The organism is Achromobacter pulmonis (assembly GCF_002885955.2).
Lineage (GTDB): Bacteria > Pseudomonadota > Gammaproteobacteria > Burkholderiales > Burkholderiaceae_B > Achromobacter > Achromobacter pulmonis_A.
This window is the reverse complement of the sequence record NZ_POQS01000001.1, coordinates 662,664-677,183: the sequence shown is the minus strand read 5'-3', so window position 1 is coordinate 677,183 and position 14,520 is coordinate 662,664. Positions and strand designations below refer to the sequence as shown.

Sequence of the window (14,520 nt, the reverse complement as noted above, 5' to 3'; positions counted from 1 at the left end):
CCGCCGCCGCGCTGGAAGCCCAGGCGCAGGGCCTGCGGCAGGCGGTGGCGGTGTTCCGTATCGCCGCCGGGGCCCAGGCCTCAGCTATCGAGATTCGGCAGGGGGGCGCCGGCGTAGCGCTCGGTCACCAGCGACAGATTCCCATGCTTGACCTTGTGCTTGACGTGGGCGGCGGCCGAGGCGATGGCCTCCGGGCGGATGCGCTCGCATAGCGACGGCGTGACGGTCAGCGCGCCCACGCCCAGCGTCACGAAAGGGAAGAAGCGCGGCACGCCGTAGCGGTCCTCGGCCTCGATGCCGCCGTTGCGGCGGCCGGCGTCGTCGTACAGGTCGATGGCGCGCTCGTTGAATTCCGCGATGATGCGGCGGGCGCGGTCCAGCCAGTCGGGGCTGCGCAGCAGCACCACGAAGTCGTCGCCGCCCACGTGGCCCACGAAATCGCGCTGCGGGTCGCAATGGCGCTTGATGACCTCGGCGGTCAGCATGATCATGTCGTCGCCGCGCCAATAGCCGTACACGTCGTTGAAGGGCTTGAAATTATTCAGGTCGCCATAGCAGATGGTGAAGTCGTCCGCGTCTTCGAGCAGCGCGGCGATGTGGCGGCTGATGGGGATGTTGCCGGGCAGCGAGGTCAGCGGATTGGCGTAGCGCGCCGCCTCGATGCGCATCTCGGTCACCGAGCGCACCAGCGTCTCGCCGGTGGCCAGGCCGTCGTAGCGGCCCTCGCGGGTGATGATCAGGCCGTCCATCAGGTAGCGCTGGTCTTCGGAAATCAGCACGTGGCTGAGCTGGTCGATGGACACGTTCTGGTCCACCAGCACCGGCTCGGCGTTCATGAAGCTGGAGCAGGCGTTGCGGCCGAACAGCTCGCGGGTGTAGCGCTGCGCATAGTGTTCGAGGAAGTCGCGCCGGTTGATGATGCCCACCGGCCGGTTGTCGGCGTCCACCACCGCGACCGCGTGCATCTCCTTGTGCTCGATGAACAGCCGGTGCACGTCGTCGTTGGTGTGTTCCTGCAGCCGGGCGGCCGGCGCCTGCACGCGCAGGCTGGCCGCGGTGCCGCCGGCGGCGCGCGGCGGTGGCGAGGCGGGCGCGCGCTGCCGCAGCGTGTCGCGCAGCCGCGGGGCCAGCTCGGTCACCAGGGTTTCCTCGGGCCGGCCCAGGAACCAGCCCTGGGCGTAGCGGATGTCCAGTTCGCGCACGGCCGCCAGGTCCTCGGCGGTCTCGATGCCTTCGGCCACGACGGCGGTGCCCAGGTGCTGCGCGACCTTCAGTATGGCGCGCACCAGCTGCTGCTTGCGCTCGTCCTGGCCGATGCCGTGGAAGAAGTAGCGGTCTATCTTGACCAGGTCCGGCTGCATCTCGGACCACAGCCGCAGGTTCGAATTGCCCACGCCGTAGTCGTCCAGCGCCACGCGCATGCCGAATTCGCGCAGACAGGCGAAGGCGCAGGCGGCCTCGTCCATCTGCTCGGCCAGCGAGTCCTGTTCGGTCAGTTCGACGATGATGCTGGATGGCGCGAGTTCGCAATCCTTGAGCAGGCGGCGCGGCAGGTCCTCGCCCCACAGGCTCCAGTAATGGATCAGGGCCGAGCCGGACAGGTTCAGGAACAGCTTGCCGGCGGCGTCGTGGCGCTGGAAGCCCTGAGCCCCGGCGCGGAAGCTGGCCAGCTCCAGTTGCGGATGCAGGCCCTGGCGGCGCGCTTCGGCGAACAGCGCGTCGGGGAAATGCAGCGCGGTGTCGGCCGGCCCCCGGATCAGGCTTTCATGGCCATAGACGCGGCTGTGGGACAGGTCGATCACCGGCTGGTAGCGCGCATGCAGCAGGCGGTGGCGCAATATGCCGGCGAGATTGATGGGAGAGGAGGGGTCCGGAAGGGCGGAGGTCGCGCGGGCCGCGGCCGGGCGGGACGAGCTGGGGATGAGATCCATCGCCGGTGCGTTCAGATACGTTCAGTGACAAGTTGTTCATCATGACAAGAAATTATGTCCGGCTTGTTGCGCCGGCGCGCGTCTGGCCGCGCCTATACAATTTGCGCTATGACTTCTCCCAAGATCCCTGATTCCCTGCGCCGCGTCGTGTTGGCGTCCAACAACGCCGGCAAGCTGCGCGAGTTCTCGGCCCTGTTCGCGCCCCTGGGCATCGAACTGGTGCCCCAAGGCGAGCTGGACGTGCCCGAGGCCGAAGAGCCGCACGTCACCTTCGTCGAAAACGCGCTGGCCAAGGCCCGCCACGCCAGCCGCCTGACCGGGCTGCCGGCCCTGGCCGACGATTCCGGCCTGTGCGTGGCCGCGCTGGACGGTGCGCCGGGCGTGTACTCGGCGCGTTACGCACAGATGCACGGCGGCGAAAAATCCGACCAATCCAATAACGCCTTGCTGGTGGAAAAGCTGGCCGGCGTGGCCGACCGCAGCGCCTGGTACGTGGCGGTGCTGGCCCTGGTGCGCTCGGAAAACGACCCGCGCCCGCTCATCGGCGAAGGCCTGTGGCACGGCGAGATCATCGACCAGCCCGAAGGGGCCAACGGCTTCGGCTACGACCCGCATTTCTACCTGCCCGACCTGGCGCTCACCGCCGCCAGCCTGGACCCGCAGGAGAAAAACCAGGTCAGCCACCGCGCCCGCGCGCTGCGCGAACTGCTGGGCAAGCTGGGCAACGCATAAAGCACGCATGTCCATCATCATCCCCATCCGCAACGATATGGGCGCGCCGGCATCGCGCCCGCGGCCGGCCGGCGGCTCGGTGCTGACCAGCCTGCCGCCGCTGTCGCTCTACGTGCACGTACCCTGGTGCGTGCGCAAATGCCCGTACTGCGATTTCAATTCGCACGCCGCGCCAGGCGGCGAGATCCCGGAACGCGCCTATCTGGAAGCGCTGCGCAGCGACCTGGAGCAGGCGCTGCCTTCCATCTGGGGCCGACAGGTAGTGTCGGTCTTCATCGGCGGGGGCACGCCCAGCCTGCTGTCGGCCGCCGGCCTGGACGAGCTGCTGGCCATGCTGCGCGCCTGCCTGAACCTGTGGCCCGACGCCGAGATCACCATGGAGGCCAATCCGGGCACGGCCGAGGCAGGGCGCCTGCGCGACTACGCCGCCAGCGGCGTGACCCGGTTTTCGCTCGGCATCCAGAGTTTCGACGACGCCCAGCTCAAGAAGCTGGGCCGCATCCACGACGCCGCCCAGGCCAGAAAGGCCATCGAGATGGCGCAGCGCGCCGCGCCGCGCGTCAACCTGGACCTGATGTTCGCGCTGCCCGGGCAGACCCAGGAAGCCTGTGTGGCCGACCTGCGCGAGGCCGTGGCCTTCGGCACCGAGCACCTGTCGCTCTATCACCTGACGATGGAGCCCAACACGGTGTTCGCGAAGTTTCCGCCCGAGGACCTGCCCGACGACGACGCCAGCGCGGCCATGCAGGACGCGATCGAGGCCGAACTGGCCGCGGCCGGCCTGGACCGCTACGAGGTCTCGGCCTACGCCAGGCCGGGGGCGCGCTGCCGCCACAACCTGAACTACTGGGAATTCGGCGATTACCTGGGCATCGGCCCGGGCGCCCACGGCAAGCTGTCGTTCCACGACCGCATCGTGCGCGAGGCGCGGCTGCGCAGTCCCGATTCCTGGATGCGGGCCGCGCTGGCCCGCGACGGCAGCCATGTCTCGGAAAGCCGCCAGGTCGGGGCCGACGAGCTGCCGTTCGAGTTCATGCTCAACGCGCTGCGCCTGAAAGCGGGCGTGCCGGCCAGCAGCTTCGAGGAACGCACCGGCCTGTCGCTGGCCGTGATTGCGCACCAATTGGAGGCGGCCTCGCAACGGGGCCTGCTGGACGCCGATCCGACCCGGCTGCGGGCCACCGCACTGGGATGGCGCTTCCTCAATGACCTGCAGGAAATGTTCCTGTAGCAAGCTTGCACCAGAGTGGGGCAGTCGTGCCCCACGCTTTGCACCAATATGGTGCTACATTTTCACTTCTCCGCATATTCGTCCCCGGGCAATCCCGGGGCCGAAAGCTGGCACGCATATTGCTTCATCGTTTATGCCAGTCGACGGGCAAGGCCCTCGACCCTTTTATCTAATGGAGATGACATGGCAAGCCCGAAAGACGTCCTGAAACAGATCGCCGACAACGAAGTGAAATTCGTGGATTTCCGCTTTACCGACACGGTCGGCCGTGAGCACCACGTTTCCGTGCCCACCTCCGCGATCGACGAAGACAAGCTGGAAAGCGGTCAGGCTTTCGACGGTTCCTCGATTCCGGGCTGGAAGGGCATCGAGGCTTCGGACATGCTGCTCATCCCCGACCTGGCCACGGCCAACCTGGACCCGTTCCGCGAAGAGCCGACCCTGATCCTGTCGTGCGACGTGGTCGAGCCGTCGGACCTCAAGGGCTATGACCGCGACCCGCGCTCGCTGGCCAAGCGCGCCGAAGCCTACCTCAAGTCCTCGGGCCTGGGCGACACCGCCTACTTCGGTCCGGAACCCGAATTCTTCGTGTTCGACGGCGTGACCTGGAACACCGACATGTCCGGCACCTTCGTCAAGATCAAGTCGGAAGAGGCCTCCTGGTCCACCGGCCTGGACTTCGAAGGCGGCAACACCGGCCACCGTCCCGCCGTGAAGGGCGGCTACTTCCCCGTGCCCCCGGTCGATTCGTTCCAGGACATGCGCTCGGAAATGTGCCTGCTGATGGAACAGATGGGCGTGCCGGTCGAAGTGCACCACCACGAAGTGGCCGGCGCCGGCCAGCTCGAAATCGGCACCAAGTTCAGCACGCTGGTGCAGCGCGCCGACTGGACGCAGATCACCAAGTACATCATCCATAACGTGGCCCACGCCTACGGCAAGACCGCCACCTTCATGCCCAAGCCCATCGTCGGCGACAACGGTTCGGGCATGCACGTGCACCAGTCGATCTGGAAGGACGGCCAGAACCTGTTCGCGGGCAACGGCTACGCCGGCCTGTCGGAATTCGCGCTGTACTACATCGGCGGCATCATCAAGCACGCCCGCGCCTTGAACGCCATCACCAACCCCGGCACCAACTCGTACAAGCGCCTGGTCCCGCACTACGAAGCCCCGGTCAAGCTGGCTTACTCGGCCCGCAACCGTTCGGCCTCGATCCGCATCCCGTACGTGGGCAACCCCAAGGGCCGCCGCGTCGAAGCGCGCTTCCCGGACCCCCTGGCCAACCCGTACCTGGCCTTCTCGGCCCTGATGATGGCCGGCCTGGACGGCGTGCAGAACAAGATCCACCCGGGCGATCCGGCCGACAAGAACCTGTACGACCTGCCGCCGGAAGAAGACGCCAAGATCCCGACCGTGTGCTCGTCGCTGGAGCAGGCCCTGGAGGCGCTGGACAACGACCGCGAGTTCCTGACCCGCGGCGGCGTGTTCAGCAACGACATGCTGTCGGCCTACATCGACCTGAAGATGGGCGACGTGAACCGTCTGCGCATGACCACGCACCCGGTCGAATTCGACATGTACTACAGCCTCTGATCGTCCGAGGTTGCGGCCGGCGGAAAACGGCGTGACGGGCAGAAACCAGGGCCCGCCGCGCCGGCGCCGCCGGCTCGCGGCCCGGTCCGACGCCCGCCAGGCGCACGCCCGGCGGGCGGGCCGGGTGCCGCTTTCCCCTCACATTCGGGTATGTAGAAAATGAATGTAGAAGCTCTCGATCTGCTGGCGACGTCCGTTTTCCTGGTCAACGAACGCGGCCATATCGAATACGCCAATGCGGCCGCCGAGGATTTGTTCGGCCGCTCGCGCAAACAGCTGTGCGGGCACTCCGCCGCCACGCTGTTCGACAGTCCGGAAAACATACAGTCCTCCATCGACCGCGCCGCCGCCGGCCGTTACGGCGACGTCAGGCAGCTGGGCAGCCTGCGCCGCGCCGCGGAATCCGTCGAGGTCTCGGTGACCACCGTCGGGCTGACGGGCCAGCGCTGGCCCGTGCTGATAGAAACCCGCGAAATCGAGCAGCGCGTGCTGGCCGACCGCAACCACCGCCTGGTCGACGAAATCGAAGCGCACCGCGAACTGCTGCGCAACCTGGCGCATGAAGTCAAGAATCCCCTGGGCGGGCTGCGCGGCGCCGCGCAACTGCTGGAGGCCGAGCTGCCCAGCGCGGCGCTGGCCGAATATACCCAGGTCATCATTTCCGAAGCCGACCGCCTGCAGGCGCTGGTGGACCGCCTGAGCGGCCCGCAGCGGGTGCCGCTGAATGCGCGGCCGGTGAACATCCACGAGATCTGCGAGCGCGTCTGCGCGCTGATCCAGGCCGAGTTCCGCAACGAGGTCACGCTGCTGCGCGACTACGACGCGTCGATGCCCGACCTGAAGGGCGATGCCGCCCGACTGATGCAGGCCGTCCTGAACGTGGCGCGCAACGCCGCGCAGGAACTGGTCGCGCGGCCCGCGGGCCCGCACACCGAACCCGGAGTGGTCACGCTGCGCACCCGCGTGGCGCGGCAGGTCATGCTGGCGCACAGGCAGCACCGCCTGGCGCTGGAGCTGTCCATCATCGACAACGGTCCGGGCGTGCCGGACCATATCCGAGACCGCATCTTCCATCCGCTGGTGACGGCGCGCGCCGGCGGCACCGGGCTGGGCCTGAGCCTGGCCCAGGACTTCGTGCAGCAGCACGGCGGCATCATCGAATTCGAATCCCGACCCGGGCGCACCGAGTTTCGCCTGGTTCTTCCGATGGAGCCCGCACACTGATGAAACCCGTATGGATCGTCGACGATGACCAGGCCATCCGCTGGGTCCTGGAAAAAGCCCTGGCGCGCGCCGGCGTGCCCACGCGCAGCTTCTCGCAGGCTGCCGACGTGCTGGAGGCGCTGTCGCGCGACACGCCGGCCGCGCTGGTGTCCGATATCCGCATGCCCGGCGGCAACGGCCTGGAACTGCTGCGCCAGCTCAAGGAGCGCCACGCCGGCCTGCCGGTCATCGTGATGACCGCGTTCGCCGACCTGGACAGCACGGTATCCGCCTTCCAGGGCGGCGCCTTCGATTACCTGGCCAAGCCGTTCGACGTGAACGAGGCGGTGGCGCTGATCCAGCGCGCCGTCCAGGAATCGGCGCAGCCCGAGAGCGCCGAAGGGCAGGGCGAATCGGCCCAGAACAACGAACGCTGGATGATGACGCAGTCCTCGTCCACCGCCATGCAGGAAGTGTTCCGCGCCATCGGCCGGCTGGCGCAGTCCAAGGTCACGGTGCTGATCACCGGCGAATCCGGCACCGGCAAGGAACTGGTGGCGCGCGCGCTGCACGGTCACGGCGTGCGGGCCGGCGGCCCCTTCGTGGCGCTGAACGCGGCCGCGATTCCGCGCGATCTGCTCGAAGCCGAACTGTTCGGCCACGAGCGCGGCGCCTTCACCGGCGCCAGCAGCCTGCGCCGCGGCCGCTTCGAGGAAGCGCACGGCGGCACGCTGTTCCTGGACGAAATCGGCGACATGCCGATCGAACTGCAGACGCGCCTGCTGCGCGTGCTGGCCGAAGGCAGCTTCTACCGCGTGGGCGGCGCGCAACCGGTGCGGGTCGACGTGCGCATCGTGGCCGCTACCCACCAGCCGCTGGAGCAGCGGGTCGAGCAGGGCCTGTTCCGCGAAGACCTGTTCCACCGCCTGAACGTGATCCGTCTGCGGCTGCCGCCGCTGCGCGAACGGACCGAGGACATTCCGGCCCTGGCCGCCCACTTCCTGAGCGCCAGCGCCCGCGCGCTGGGCGTGCCGGTCAAGCGCCTGACGCCCGAAGCGCTGGCGGTGCTGACCAAGTTCGACTTTCCCGGCAACGTGCGCCAGCTGGAGAACTTCTGCCACTGGCTGACGGTGATGGCGCCGGGCCAGACGGTGGAGCCGGCCGACCTGCCGCCGGAGATCCGCGCCATGGAGCACCCGCCGTACGCCAGCCCCGCGCCGCGCCCGGCCGCGCCCGTGGCCGGCGGCGGCACCGTGCTGGCCGCGCCTGCGCCGGCCGAGGACGCGGCCGCGGCGCGCAACTGGCAGGACTCGCTGCTGCGCGACGCGCAATACCGGCTCGAGCGTGGCGAACCCGCGGTCATGGCCACGCTGACCCGCCAGTTCGAGAAAATCCTGCTGCAAAGCGCGCTGGACGCCAGCCGCGGCCGCCGGGTCGAGGCCGCCTCGCGCCTGGGCATAGGCCGCAACACCATCACCCGCAAGCTGCGCGACCTGGGCATCGAGGACGAATAAGCCCGCCCACCGGCGGACGCCTCAGCCCAGGCCCAGCAGGCTTTCGCACAGCCGCGGGGATTTCAGCTTCTGCAGCCACCATTTCAAGGCCTCGCCCGGCGCCTCGGCGCGCCAGGCGTAGGCCAGGTGTTCCGTCGGCGACATGCCTTCGTCGGTTTCGCACGCCACCAGCACGCCTTGCGCCAGGTACGGCGCGGCCAGCGTCAGCGGCAGATAACCGCAGCCCAGGCCGCGCACCTGGGCGTCTATCTTGGCCTGCATCGTGGGCATCACCAGCGTGGGCTGCTCGGCCAGGATGCCGCGGGTCTGCGGCGGCAGGTTGCGCGAGGTGTCGGCCACGACCACCGCGCAATAGCGCGTGACGTCGGCGCGCGACAGCGGCTGCGGCAGGCTCGCCAGCGGATGATGCGCGGCCACGCAGAACGCGAACTGCATCTGGCCCATGGCCTGCGAGCGATACGGGCCGGTGGGTTCGCCGGCCGCGCCGGCGCCTATCGCCAGGTCGGCGCGGCCGCCGGTCAGCGCGTCCCACGCGCCGCTCAGCACTTCGCTGGAAAAGCGCAGCGTGGTGGCGCTTTCCAGCGCCTGGAATTCCTCGATCAGATCGTATAGCGGACGCCAGGGCAGCACCGCGCTGACGGCGATGCGCAACTCCACCTCCCAGCCCGTGGCGATGCGCTTGACGCGGCAGGCCAGGTCGTCGAGCGACTGCAGCACGTGGCGGCCGTCGCGCAGCAGCGTCTCGCCGGCCGGCGTCAGCAGCGCGCGGTGGCCGGAACGGTCGAACAGCAGCACGTCCAGCCCGTCCTCCAGCTTGCGGATGGAATAGGTGACGGCCGAAGGCACCTTGCCCAGTTCGCGGGCGGCCTTGGCGAAGCTGCCGTGGCGGGCGATCGCGTCGACCAGGATCAGGAGTTCAGGGGTGATCGGTTGCATGGCCAATGGTATTCAATTTATTTGAATGGTTCCGTCAAAATATAACGCTGAATCTGGCCGCCGGCGAGCGCACAATATCACTCATGCCGGTGTTGCAGCCCAGGCATCCAGGCACGAAACGAGGCGCTGGGCAGCAATACCATTCACATTATTGAAATAAGGAGTCCGCAATGCTTACCGTACGCCGCGCCGCCGAACGAGGCCATGCCAACCACGGCTGGCTGGATTCGTTCCACACCTTTTCATTCGCCAACTACTACGACCCGGCCCATATGGGTTTCGGCGCGCTGCGCGTGATCAACGACGACCGCATCGCCGCCGGCCGCGGCTTCGGCACGCACGGGCACCGGGACATGGAAATCATCACCTACGTGCTGGATGGCGCGATCGCGCACAAGGACAGCATGGGCAGCGGCTCGACCATCCTGCCCGGCAACGTGCAGCGCATGAGCGCCGGACGCGGCGTGATGCATTCGGAGTTCAACCCGTCGCCCGACACGCAGACGCACATGCTGCAGATCTGGATCGAGCCCGACGTCGCCGGCATCGCGCCCGAGTACGAAGAGCGCGAGTTCAGCGATGCGCAAAAGCGCGGCCGCCTGCAAGCCCTGGTGTCGGCCGACGGCGTCGACGGCTCGATGAAGATCCACCAGGATGCGCGGCTCTACGCCGGCCTGTTCGACGGCGCCGAATCGGCCACGCTGGAACTGGCCGCCGGCCGGCGCGCCTGGGTGCACGTGGCGCGCGGCAGCATCGTGGTCAACGGCGTCGAGCTGGCGGCCGGCGACGCGGCCGCCATCACCGGCGCCGATCGCGTCGAACTGAGCGGCGGCAAGAACGCCGAAGTGCTGGTGTTCGACCTGGCATGAGGCCAAGCCGGGCGCGATCCCGCGCCCGGCAGGCTTTAAGATGGCCGCAGGCCCCAACTTCCACACCCGGAGAGTCTCATCATGTCCACCTTGTCCGAAGCAGGCGATAGCGCCATCGAAACCGTGGTCGTCCCGCGCACCAGCGACCTGGGCGGGTTTTCTGTGCGGCGCGCCATCCCCTCGGCGCAGCGCCGCGCCGTCGGCCCGTTCGTGTTCCTGGACCACATGGGCCCGATCGAATTCGCCCCGGGTTCCGGCATAGACGTGCGCCCGCACCCGCACATCGGCCTGTCCACCGTGACCTATCTGTACGAGGGGTCGATGGTGCACCGCGACGGCGTGGGCAGCGTCAAGACCATCCTGCCCGGCGAGGTCAACTGGATGACCGCGGGCCGCGGGATCGTGCATTCCGAGCGTTCCTCGCCCGAAAGCCGGCAGTCGTCGCAGAAGCTCTGTGGCCTGCAGATCTGGGTCGGCCTGCCCAAGGCCCACGAGGAAACCGATCCCGGCTTTACGCACTACGGGCTGGACGTGCAGCCGGTGGTCGAAGGCGAGGGCGTGCGCGCCCAGGTCGTGGCCGGCTCGCTGTTCGGCAAGACTTCGGGCGTCAAGACACTGTCGCCGCTGTTCTACGGCGACCTGCAGCTGCAGGCCGGCGCCACCGTGGTGCTGCCGGCCGAGCATGAAGAGCGCGCGGCCTATGTGTCGCAAGGCAACGTGGAAGTCGACGGCCAGGAATTCGAAGGCGGGCGTCTCATTGTCTTCGCGCCGGGCCGGCCGGTGCAGATCCGCGCGAAGACCGCCGCGCGCTTCGCGCTGCTCGGCGGCGAGCCGCTGGACGGCCCGCGCTTCGTCTGGTGGAACTTCGTCTCCAGCAGCAAGGACCGCATCGAACAGGCCAAGCAGGACTGGCAGCGCAACCGCTTCGACCAGGTGGTGCCCGGCGACGAAACCGAGTACATCCCGCTGCCCGCGCCGCGCGCCTGAACGGCCCGGCGCGGCGGTATGATGCCCGTCCCGACTCAACAACAATCCGGGATGGAGACACCATGCATCGCTACACCGTCAACGCGCTGCGCGGCCTGGCCGCGCTGGCGCTGATCCACGGCGCCTCGGCGGCGCTCGCCGCCGGCTATCCGGCCAAGCCGATCACCTTCATCGTTCCGTACACCGCCGGCGGCACCACCGACCTGGTGGCGCGCACGGCCGGCCAGAAAGTGGCCGAAAAACTGGGCCAGCCCGTCATCGTCGAGAACCGTCCGGGCGCGGGCGGCAACATCGGCATGGACGCCGTGGCCAAGGCCGCGCCCGACGGCTACACCATAGGCTTCGGCGCGATCTCGACCAACGCGCTCAATCCCTTCGTCTATCCGTCGATGCCGTTCGATCCCACCAAGGACTTCACCGGCGTCAGCATGCTGGGCGCGTCCACCGTGGTGCTGGAAACCGGCCCGGCCCTGAAGGTCGGCAGCGTCAAGGACCTGGTGGCCTACGCCAAGCAGCACCCGGGCACGTCCTACGGCACGCCGGGAACCGGCACCTCCATGCACCTGGCCGGCGTCATGTTCGACCAGCTCACCGGCGCCGGCATGCAGCACGTGCCGTACAAGGGCAGCGCCCCGGGCCTGAACGATCTGCTGGGCGGACACCTGCCGGTGATGTTCGACAACCTGCCGGCCTCGCTGCCGCACATCAAGGCAGGCAAGGTGCGGGCCCTGGCGGTCACCGGCAGCAAGCGCGCGCCCGCGCTGCCCGAGGTGCCGACGCTGGCCGAGCTGGGCTATGAGGCCGCGGTGGTGGACCCGTGGTTCGCCGTCTACGGCCCGGCGAAAATGCCGCCCGAGGCGACCCGCGCGCTGAGCGAGGCGTTCCAGTGGGCGCTGGCGCTGCCCGAGGTCAAGAACAAGCTGGAGCAGGCCGGCTTCATGCCCTACGGCTCCACGCCCGAAGAGGTCGAGCGCCTGACCCGCACCCAGCACGAGGCCTTCAAGGCCTTGTCGCAGAAGGTCAAGCTGTCGGCGGACTGAGGGAAATCAGCGGCCGCGGGCGTAGGCCTGCTCGCGCCGCTCTTCCAGCGCCTCGCGGCGGATGAAATCGCGCACGAAGTCGTTGGCGGGATGGTGGTGCAGGTTGTAGGGCGTGTCCCACTGCGCCACGCAGCCCTTGGCCATGACGCCGATGCGGTCGGCGATGGCGAAGGCCTCGGCCTGGTTGTGCGTGACCAGGATGGCGGTGTGGCCGGTGCTCTTGAGGATGTCGCGGACCTCGAAGGCCAGCCGCTCGCGCGTGTCCACGTCCAGGTTGGAGAACGGTTCGTCCAGCAGCAGCAGGTCGGGCGAGGGCGCCAGCGCGCGCGCCAGGGCCACGCGCTGCTGCTGCCCGCCCGAAATCTCGTGCGGGTAGCTGTTGGCCGCATGCGCCAGGCCCACCAGTTCCAGCATTTCCTCGACGCGGCGGGCGCGCTCGGCGCGCGCCAGCTTGCGCAGCCCGAAGGCCACGTTCAGCGCCACCGTCAGGTGCGGGAAGAGGGCGTAGTCCTGGAACATCATGCCGACGCGGCGCAGCTCGGGCGCCACCTGCACGGCGGGCGAGGAGATCACGGCGCCGTCGAGCAGGATGCGGCCGGCGCGCACCGGCTCGAAGCCGGCGATGGCGCGCAGCACGGTGGTCTTGCCGCAGCCGGATTCGCCCAGCAGGCAGCCGATATGGCCCACGGGCAGCCCCAGCGTCAGGTCCTGCACCACGGGCTTGAGGCCGGCGGGCGTGTCGTAGGCCAGGGAAAGGTGATCGAGTTCTAACAGATCGGGCACGATGATCAATGTCCCATTTTCAGATTGGTCCGCGCCAGCAGAATGACGGGAAATAGGCCGGCCAGCACGATGGCCAGCGCCGCCACGGCGCCTTCCTCGTACGTGCCGCGGGCGGCTTCCGCATAAAGCCAGGTGGCCAGCGTGTCGAAATTCATCGGGCGCAGCAGCAGCGTGGCCGGCAGCTCCTTCATGGCGTCCACGAACACCAGCAGCGCGCTGGCGGCCAGCGCCGGGCGCAACAGCGGCAGGTGCACGCGGCGCAGCGTGCCGGCCGAGCTTTCGCCCAGCAGGCGCGAAGCCTGTTCGAGCGAAGGCGGAATGCGCGCCAGGCCGGCTTCCAGCGCCCCGGTGGAGATGGCCAGGAAGCGGATGGCGTAGGCGCACACCAGCGCGCCCATCGAGCCCATCAGGAACAGGCCGCCGGTGCCGAACACCTTGGCGACCGCGGTGTCGATCCACACGAACGGGGTGAGCAGGCCGATGGCCAGCACAGTGCCGGGCACCGCGTAGCCCAGGCTGGCGATGCGGGCACAGGCGCGGCCCGGATTGAAGCCCGAGCTTTCGCGCAGCGTGCGTCCGGCCCAGGCCACCACCAGCCCGCACAGCAGCGTCACCAGCGTGGCGCTGAAGGCCACGATCAGCGTATTGCTCAAGCCCCTGAGCAACTGGTCCGACACGCCGCCCACCAGATGCAGGCGCTTGTAGGTTTCCACCACCAGGTACAGCGCCGGAGCGACGAAGCCGGTCAGCACCGGAATCCAGCCCAGCGCCACCGCGGCCGCGGCGGCCGTGCCGCGCAGCCGGCGCGGCTGCATCGGGCGCATGCGCTGGGTATTGGCGTAGCGCTGGCGCTTGCGCCCGTGGCGCTCCAGCAGGATCAGGCCGATCACGATCGCCAGCATGGTCAGCGCGATCTGGGCCGCGCCGGCCAGGTCCGAACGCGTCACCCAGGTGGTGTAGACCGATACCGTCAGCGTCTGCACGCCCAGGAATTCCGAGGCGCCGATATCGTTCAGGGTTTCCAGGAGCGCCAGGCTCACGCCCACCACGATGGCGGGGCGGGCCAGCGGCAGGGCCACGCGGCAGAACACCGCCACGCGGCCAGCGCCCAGCGTGCGGGCGGCTTCCAGCAGGCTGGCGGCCTGCGTCATGAACATGACGCGGGTGCTCAGATAGACATAGGGATACAGCACGAAGCCCAGCACGAAGATCGCGCCGTAGATCGAGCGCAGGTCCGGCAGGCGGAACTGGCGCGGGCTGTCGTAGCCCAGCAGCGCGCGGATCGCGCTTTGGATGGGGCCGATCGGATGCAGCAGGTCCAGATAGGCGAAGGCGATGATGTAGGTCGGCACCGCCAGCGGCAGCAGCAGCGCCCAGGTCAGCACCCGGCGGGTGGGGAACTCATAGGCCGTCACCAGCCAGGCGGCGCCCGTGCCCAGCAGCGTGACCACCACGCCCACGCCGGCCAGCAGCATGGCGGTATTGGCCAGCGCCTGCGGCAATACATAGTGGGCGAGGTGCTGCCAGTGGGCCAGTTCGCCGCCCAGCGCCCACCAGCCCAGCGTCAGGACGGGCGCAAGCACGGCCAGCGCGATCAGGGCGGCGCCGGCCAGCCAGCCGGCCCCGCGTTCAGTCCAGCGCAGACGCAGCGGCCGGGGCAAAGATTCTGTGTGCATGCTTCAAAGTCGATGGCATCAA

12 protein-coding genes are annotated in these 14,520 nt (G+C 68.7%); 8 read left to right on the top strand and 4 right to left on the bottom strand.

Features of this window, described 5'->3' with window-relative positions:
• Nucleotides 1-80: 80 nt before the first annotated feature.
• On the bottom strand, nucleotides 81-1,931 hold the full coding sequence (locus C1I89_RS03065) for an EAL domain-containing protein (protein WP_102771315.1): 1,851 nt from the start codon (nucleotides 1,929-1,931) through the stop codon (nucleotides 81-83).
• Nucleotides 1,932-2,039: 108 nt separating this feature from the next.
• Between C1I89_RS03065 and rdgB the strand changes: the two genes are divergently transcribed.
• The 5 genes from rdgB to ntrC all read left to right on the top strand — a co-directional run bounded on the left by rdgB (nucleotide 2,040) and on the right by ntrC (nucleotide 8,207).
• Nucleotides 2,040-2,663: an RdgB/HAM1 family non-canonical purine NTP pyrophosphatase gene (gene rdgB, locus C1I89_RS03060; RefSeq protein ID WP_102771314.1), complete on the top strand. Its 624-nt coding sequence runs from the start codon at nucleotides 2,040-2,042 to the stop codon at nucleotides 2,661-2,663.
• Nucleotides 2,664-2,670: 7 nt separating this feature from the next.
• Nucleotides 2,671-3,894 (top strand): radical SAM family heme chaperone HemW, encoded by a 1,224-nt coding sequence (hemW, locus tag C1I89_RS03055; RefSeq protein ID WP_102771313.1) that lies wholly within the window; start codon nucleotides 2,671-2,673, stop codon nucleotides 3,892-3,894.
• 183 nt (nucleotides 3,895-4,077) lie between these two features.
• Entirely contained in the window at nucleotides 4,078-5,490 is a 1,413-nt protein-coding gene (gene glnA / locus C1I89_RS03050) for a type I glutamate--ammonia ligase (RefSeq protein WP_102771312.1), read from the top strand.
• 159 nt (nucleotides 5,491-5,649) lie between these two features.
• Nucleotides 5,650-6,714, top strand: a complete 1,065-nt coding sequence (gene glnL / locus C1I89_RS03045) for a nitrogen regulation protein NR(II) (protein WP_102771311.1) — start codon at nucleotides 5,650-5,652, stop codon at nucleotides 6,712-6,714.
• Nucleotides 6,714-8,207 (top strand): nitrogen regulation protein NR(I), encoded by a 1,494-nt coding sequence (gene ntrC / locus C1I89_RS03040; protein ID WP_102771310.1) that lies wholly within the window; start codon nucleotides 6,714-6,716, stop codon nucleotides 8,205-8,207. Before glnL ends, ntrC begins: the two co-directional genes overlap by 1 nt.
• A gap of 21 nt (nucleotides 8,208-8,228) precedes the next feature.
• Here ntrC and C1I89_RS03035 read toward each other — a convergent pair whose 3' ends face one another.
• Nucleotides 8,229-9,143 (bottom strand): LysR family transcriptional regulator, encoded by a 915-nt coding sequence (locus C1I89_RS03035; protein WP_102771839.1) that lies wholly within the window; start codon nucleotides 9,141-9,143, stop codon nucleotides 8,229-8,231.
• 170 nt (nucleotides 9,144-9,313) lie between these two features.
• On the opposite strand from C1I89_RS03035, the gene C1I89_RS03030 reads away from it, so the two are divergent.
• The 3 genes from C1I89_RS03030 to C1I89_RS03020 all read left to right on the top strand — a co-directional run bounded on the left by C1I89_RS03030 (nucleotide 9,314) and on the right by C1I89_RS03020 (nucleotide 12,039).
• Entirely contained in the window at nucleotides 9,314-10,012 is a 699-nt protein-coding gene (locus C1I89_RS03030) for a pirin family protein (protein ID WP_102771309.1), read from the top strand.
• Nucleotides 10,013-10,093: 81 nt separating this feature from the next.
• Complete coding sequence (locus tag C1I89_RS03025) at nucleotides 10,094-10,999, top strand: pirin family protein (RefSeq protein ID WP_102771308.1); 906 nt, start codon at nucleotides 10,094-10,096, stop codon at nucleotides 10,997-10,999.
• A gap of 62 nt (nucleotides 11,000-11,061) precedes the next feature.
• A complete protein-coding gene (locus C1I89_RS03020; protein ID WP_102771307.1) occupies nucleotides 11,062-12,039 on the top strand; it encodes a Bug family tripartite tricarboxylate transporter substrate binding protein in 978 nt (325 codons plus the stop codon).
• A gap of 6 nt (nucleotides 12,040-12,045) precedes the next feature.
• On the opposite strand, the gene C1I89_RS03015 is transcribed toward C1I89_RS03020, so the two are convergent.
• Nucleotides 12,046-12,822, bottom strand: coding sequence for an ABC transporter ATP-binding protein (locus tag C1I89_RS03015; protein ID WP_102771838.1), 777 nt, complete (start codon nucleotides 12,820-12,822; stop codon nucleotides 12,046-12,048).
• Nucleotides 12,823-12,827: 5 nt separating this feature from the next.
• Nucleotides 12,828-14,498 carry an ABC transporter permease gene (locus C1I89_RS03010; RefSeq protein ID WP_102771306.1) on the bottom strand — a complete coding sequence of 557 codons (1,671 nt, stop codon included), beginning with the start codon at nucleotides 14,496-14,498 and terminating at the stop codon, nucleotides 12,828-12,830.
• Nucleotides 14,499-14,520: the final 22 nt, after the last annotated feature.

Coding starts and splice junctions, on each gene's coding strand:
- C1I89_RS03010 (WP_102771306.1), bottom strand. CDS start 14,498: ATGCACACAGAATCTTTGCCCCGGCCGCTGCGTCTGCGCTGGACTGAA.
- C1I89_RS03065 (WP_102771315.1), bottom strand. CDS start 1,931: ATGGATCTCATCCCCAGCTCGTCCCGCCCGGCCGCGGCCCGCGCGACC.
- hemW (WP_102771313.1), top strand. CDS start 2,671: ATGTCCATCATCATCCCCATCCGCAACGATATGGGCGCGCCGGCATCG.
- C1I89_RS03020 (WP_102771307.1), top strand. CDS start 11,062: ATGCATCGCTACACCGTCAACGCGCTGCGCGGCCTGGCCGCGCTGGCG.
- glnL (WP_102771311.1), top strand. CDS start 5,650: ATGAATGTAGAAGCTCTCGATCTGCTGGCGACGTCCGTTTTCCTGGTC.
- C1I89_RS03030 (WP_102771309.1), top strand. CDS start 9,314: ATGCTTACCGTACGCCGCGCCGCCGAACGAGGCCATGCCAACCACGGC.
- glnA (WP_102771312.1), top strand. CDS start 4,078: ATGGCAAGCCCGAAAGACGTCCTGAAACAGATCGCCGACAACGAAGTG.
- C1I89_RS03025 (WP_102771308.1), top strand. CDS start 10,094: ATGTCCACCTTGTCCGAAGCAGGCGATAGCGCCATCGAAACCGTGGTC.
- C1I89_RS03035 (WP_102771839.1), bottom strand. CDS start 9,143: ATGCAACCGATCACCCCTGAACTCCTGATCCTGGTCGACGCGATCGCC.
- ntrC (WP_102771310.1), top strand. CDS start 6,714: ATGAAACCCGTATGGATCGTCGACGATGACCAGGCCATCCGCTGGGTC.
- rdgB (WP_102771314.1), top strand. CDS start 2,040: ATGACTTCTCCCAAGATCCCTGATTCCCTGCGCCGCGTCGTGTTGGCG.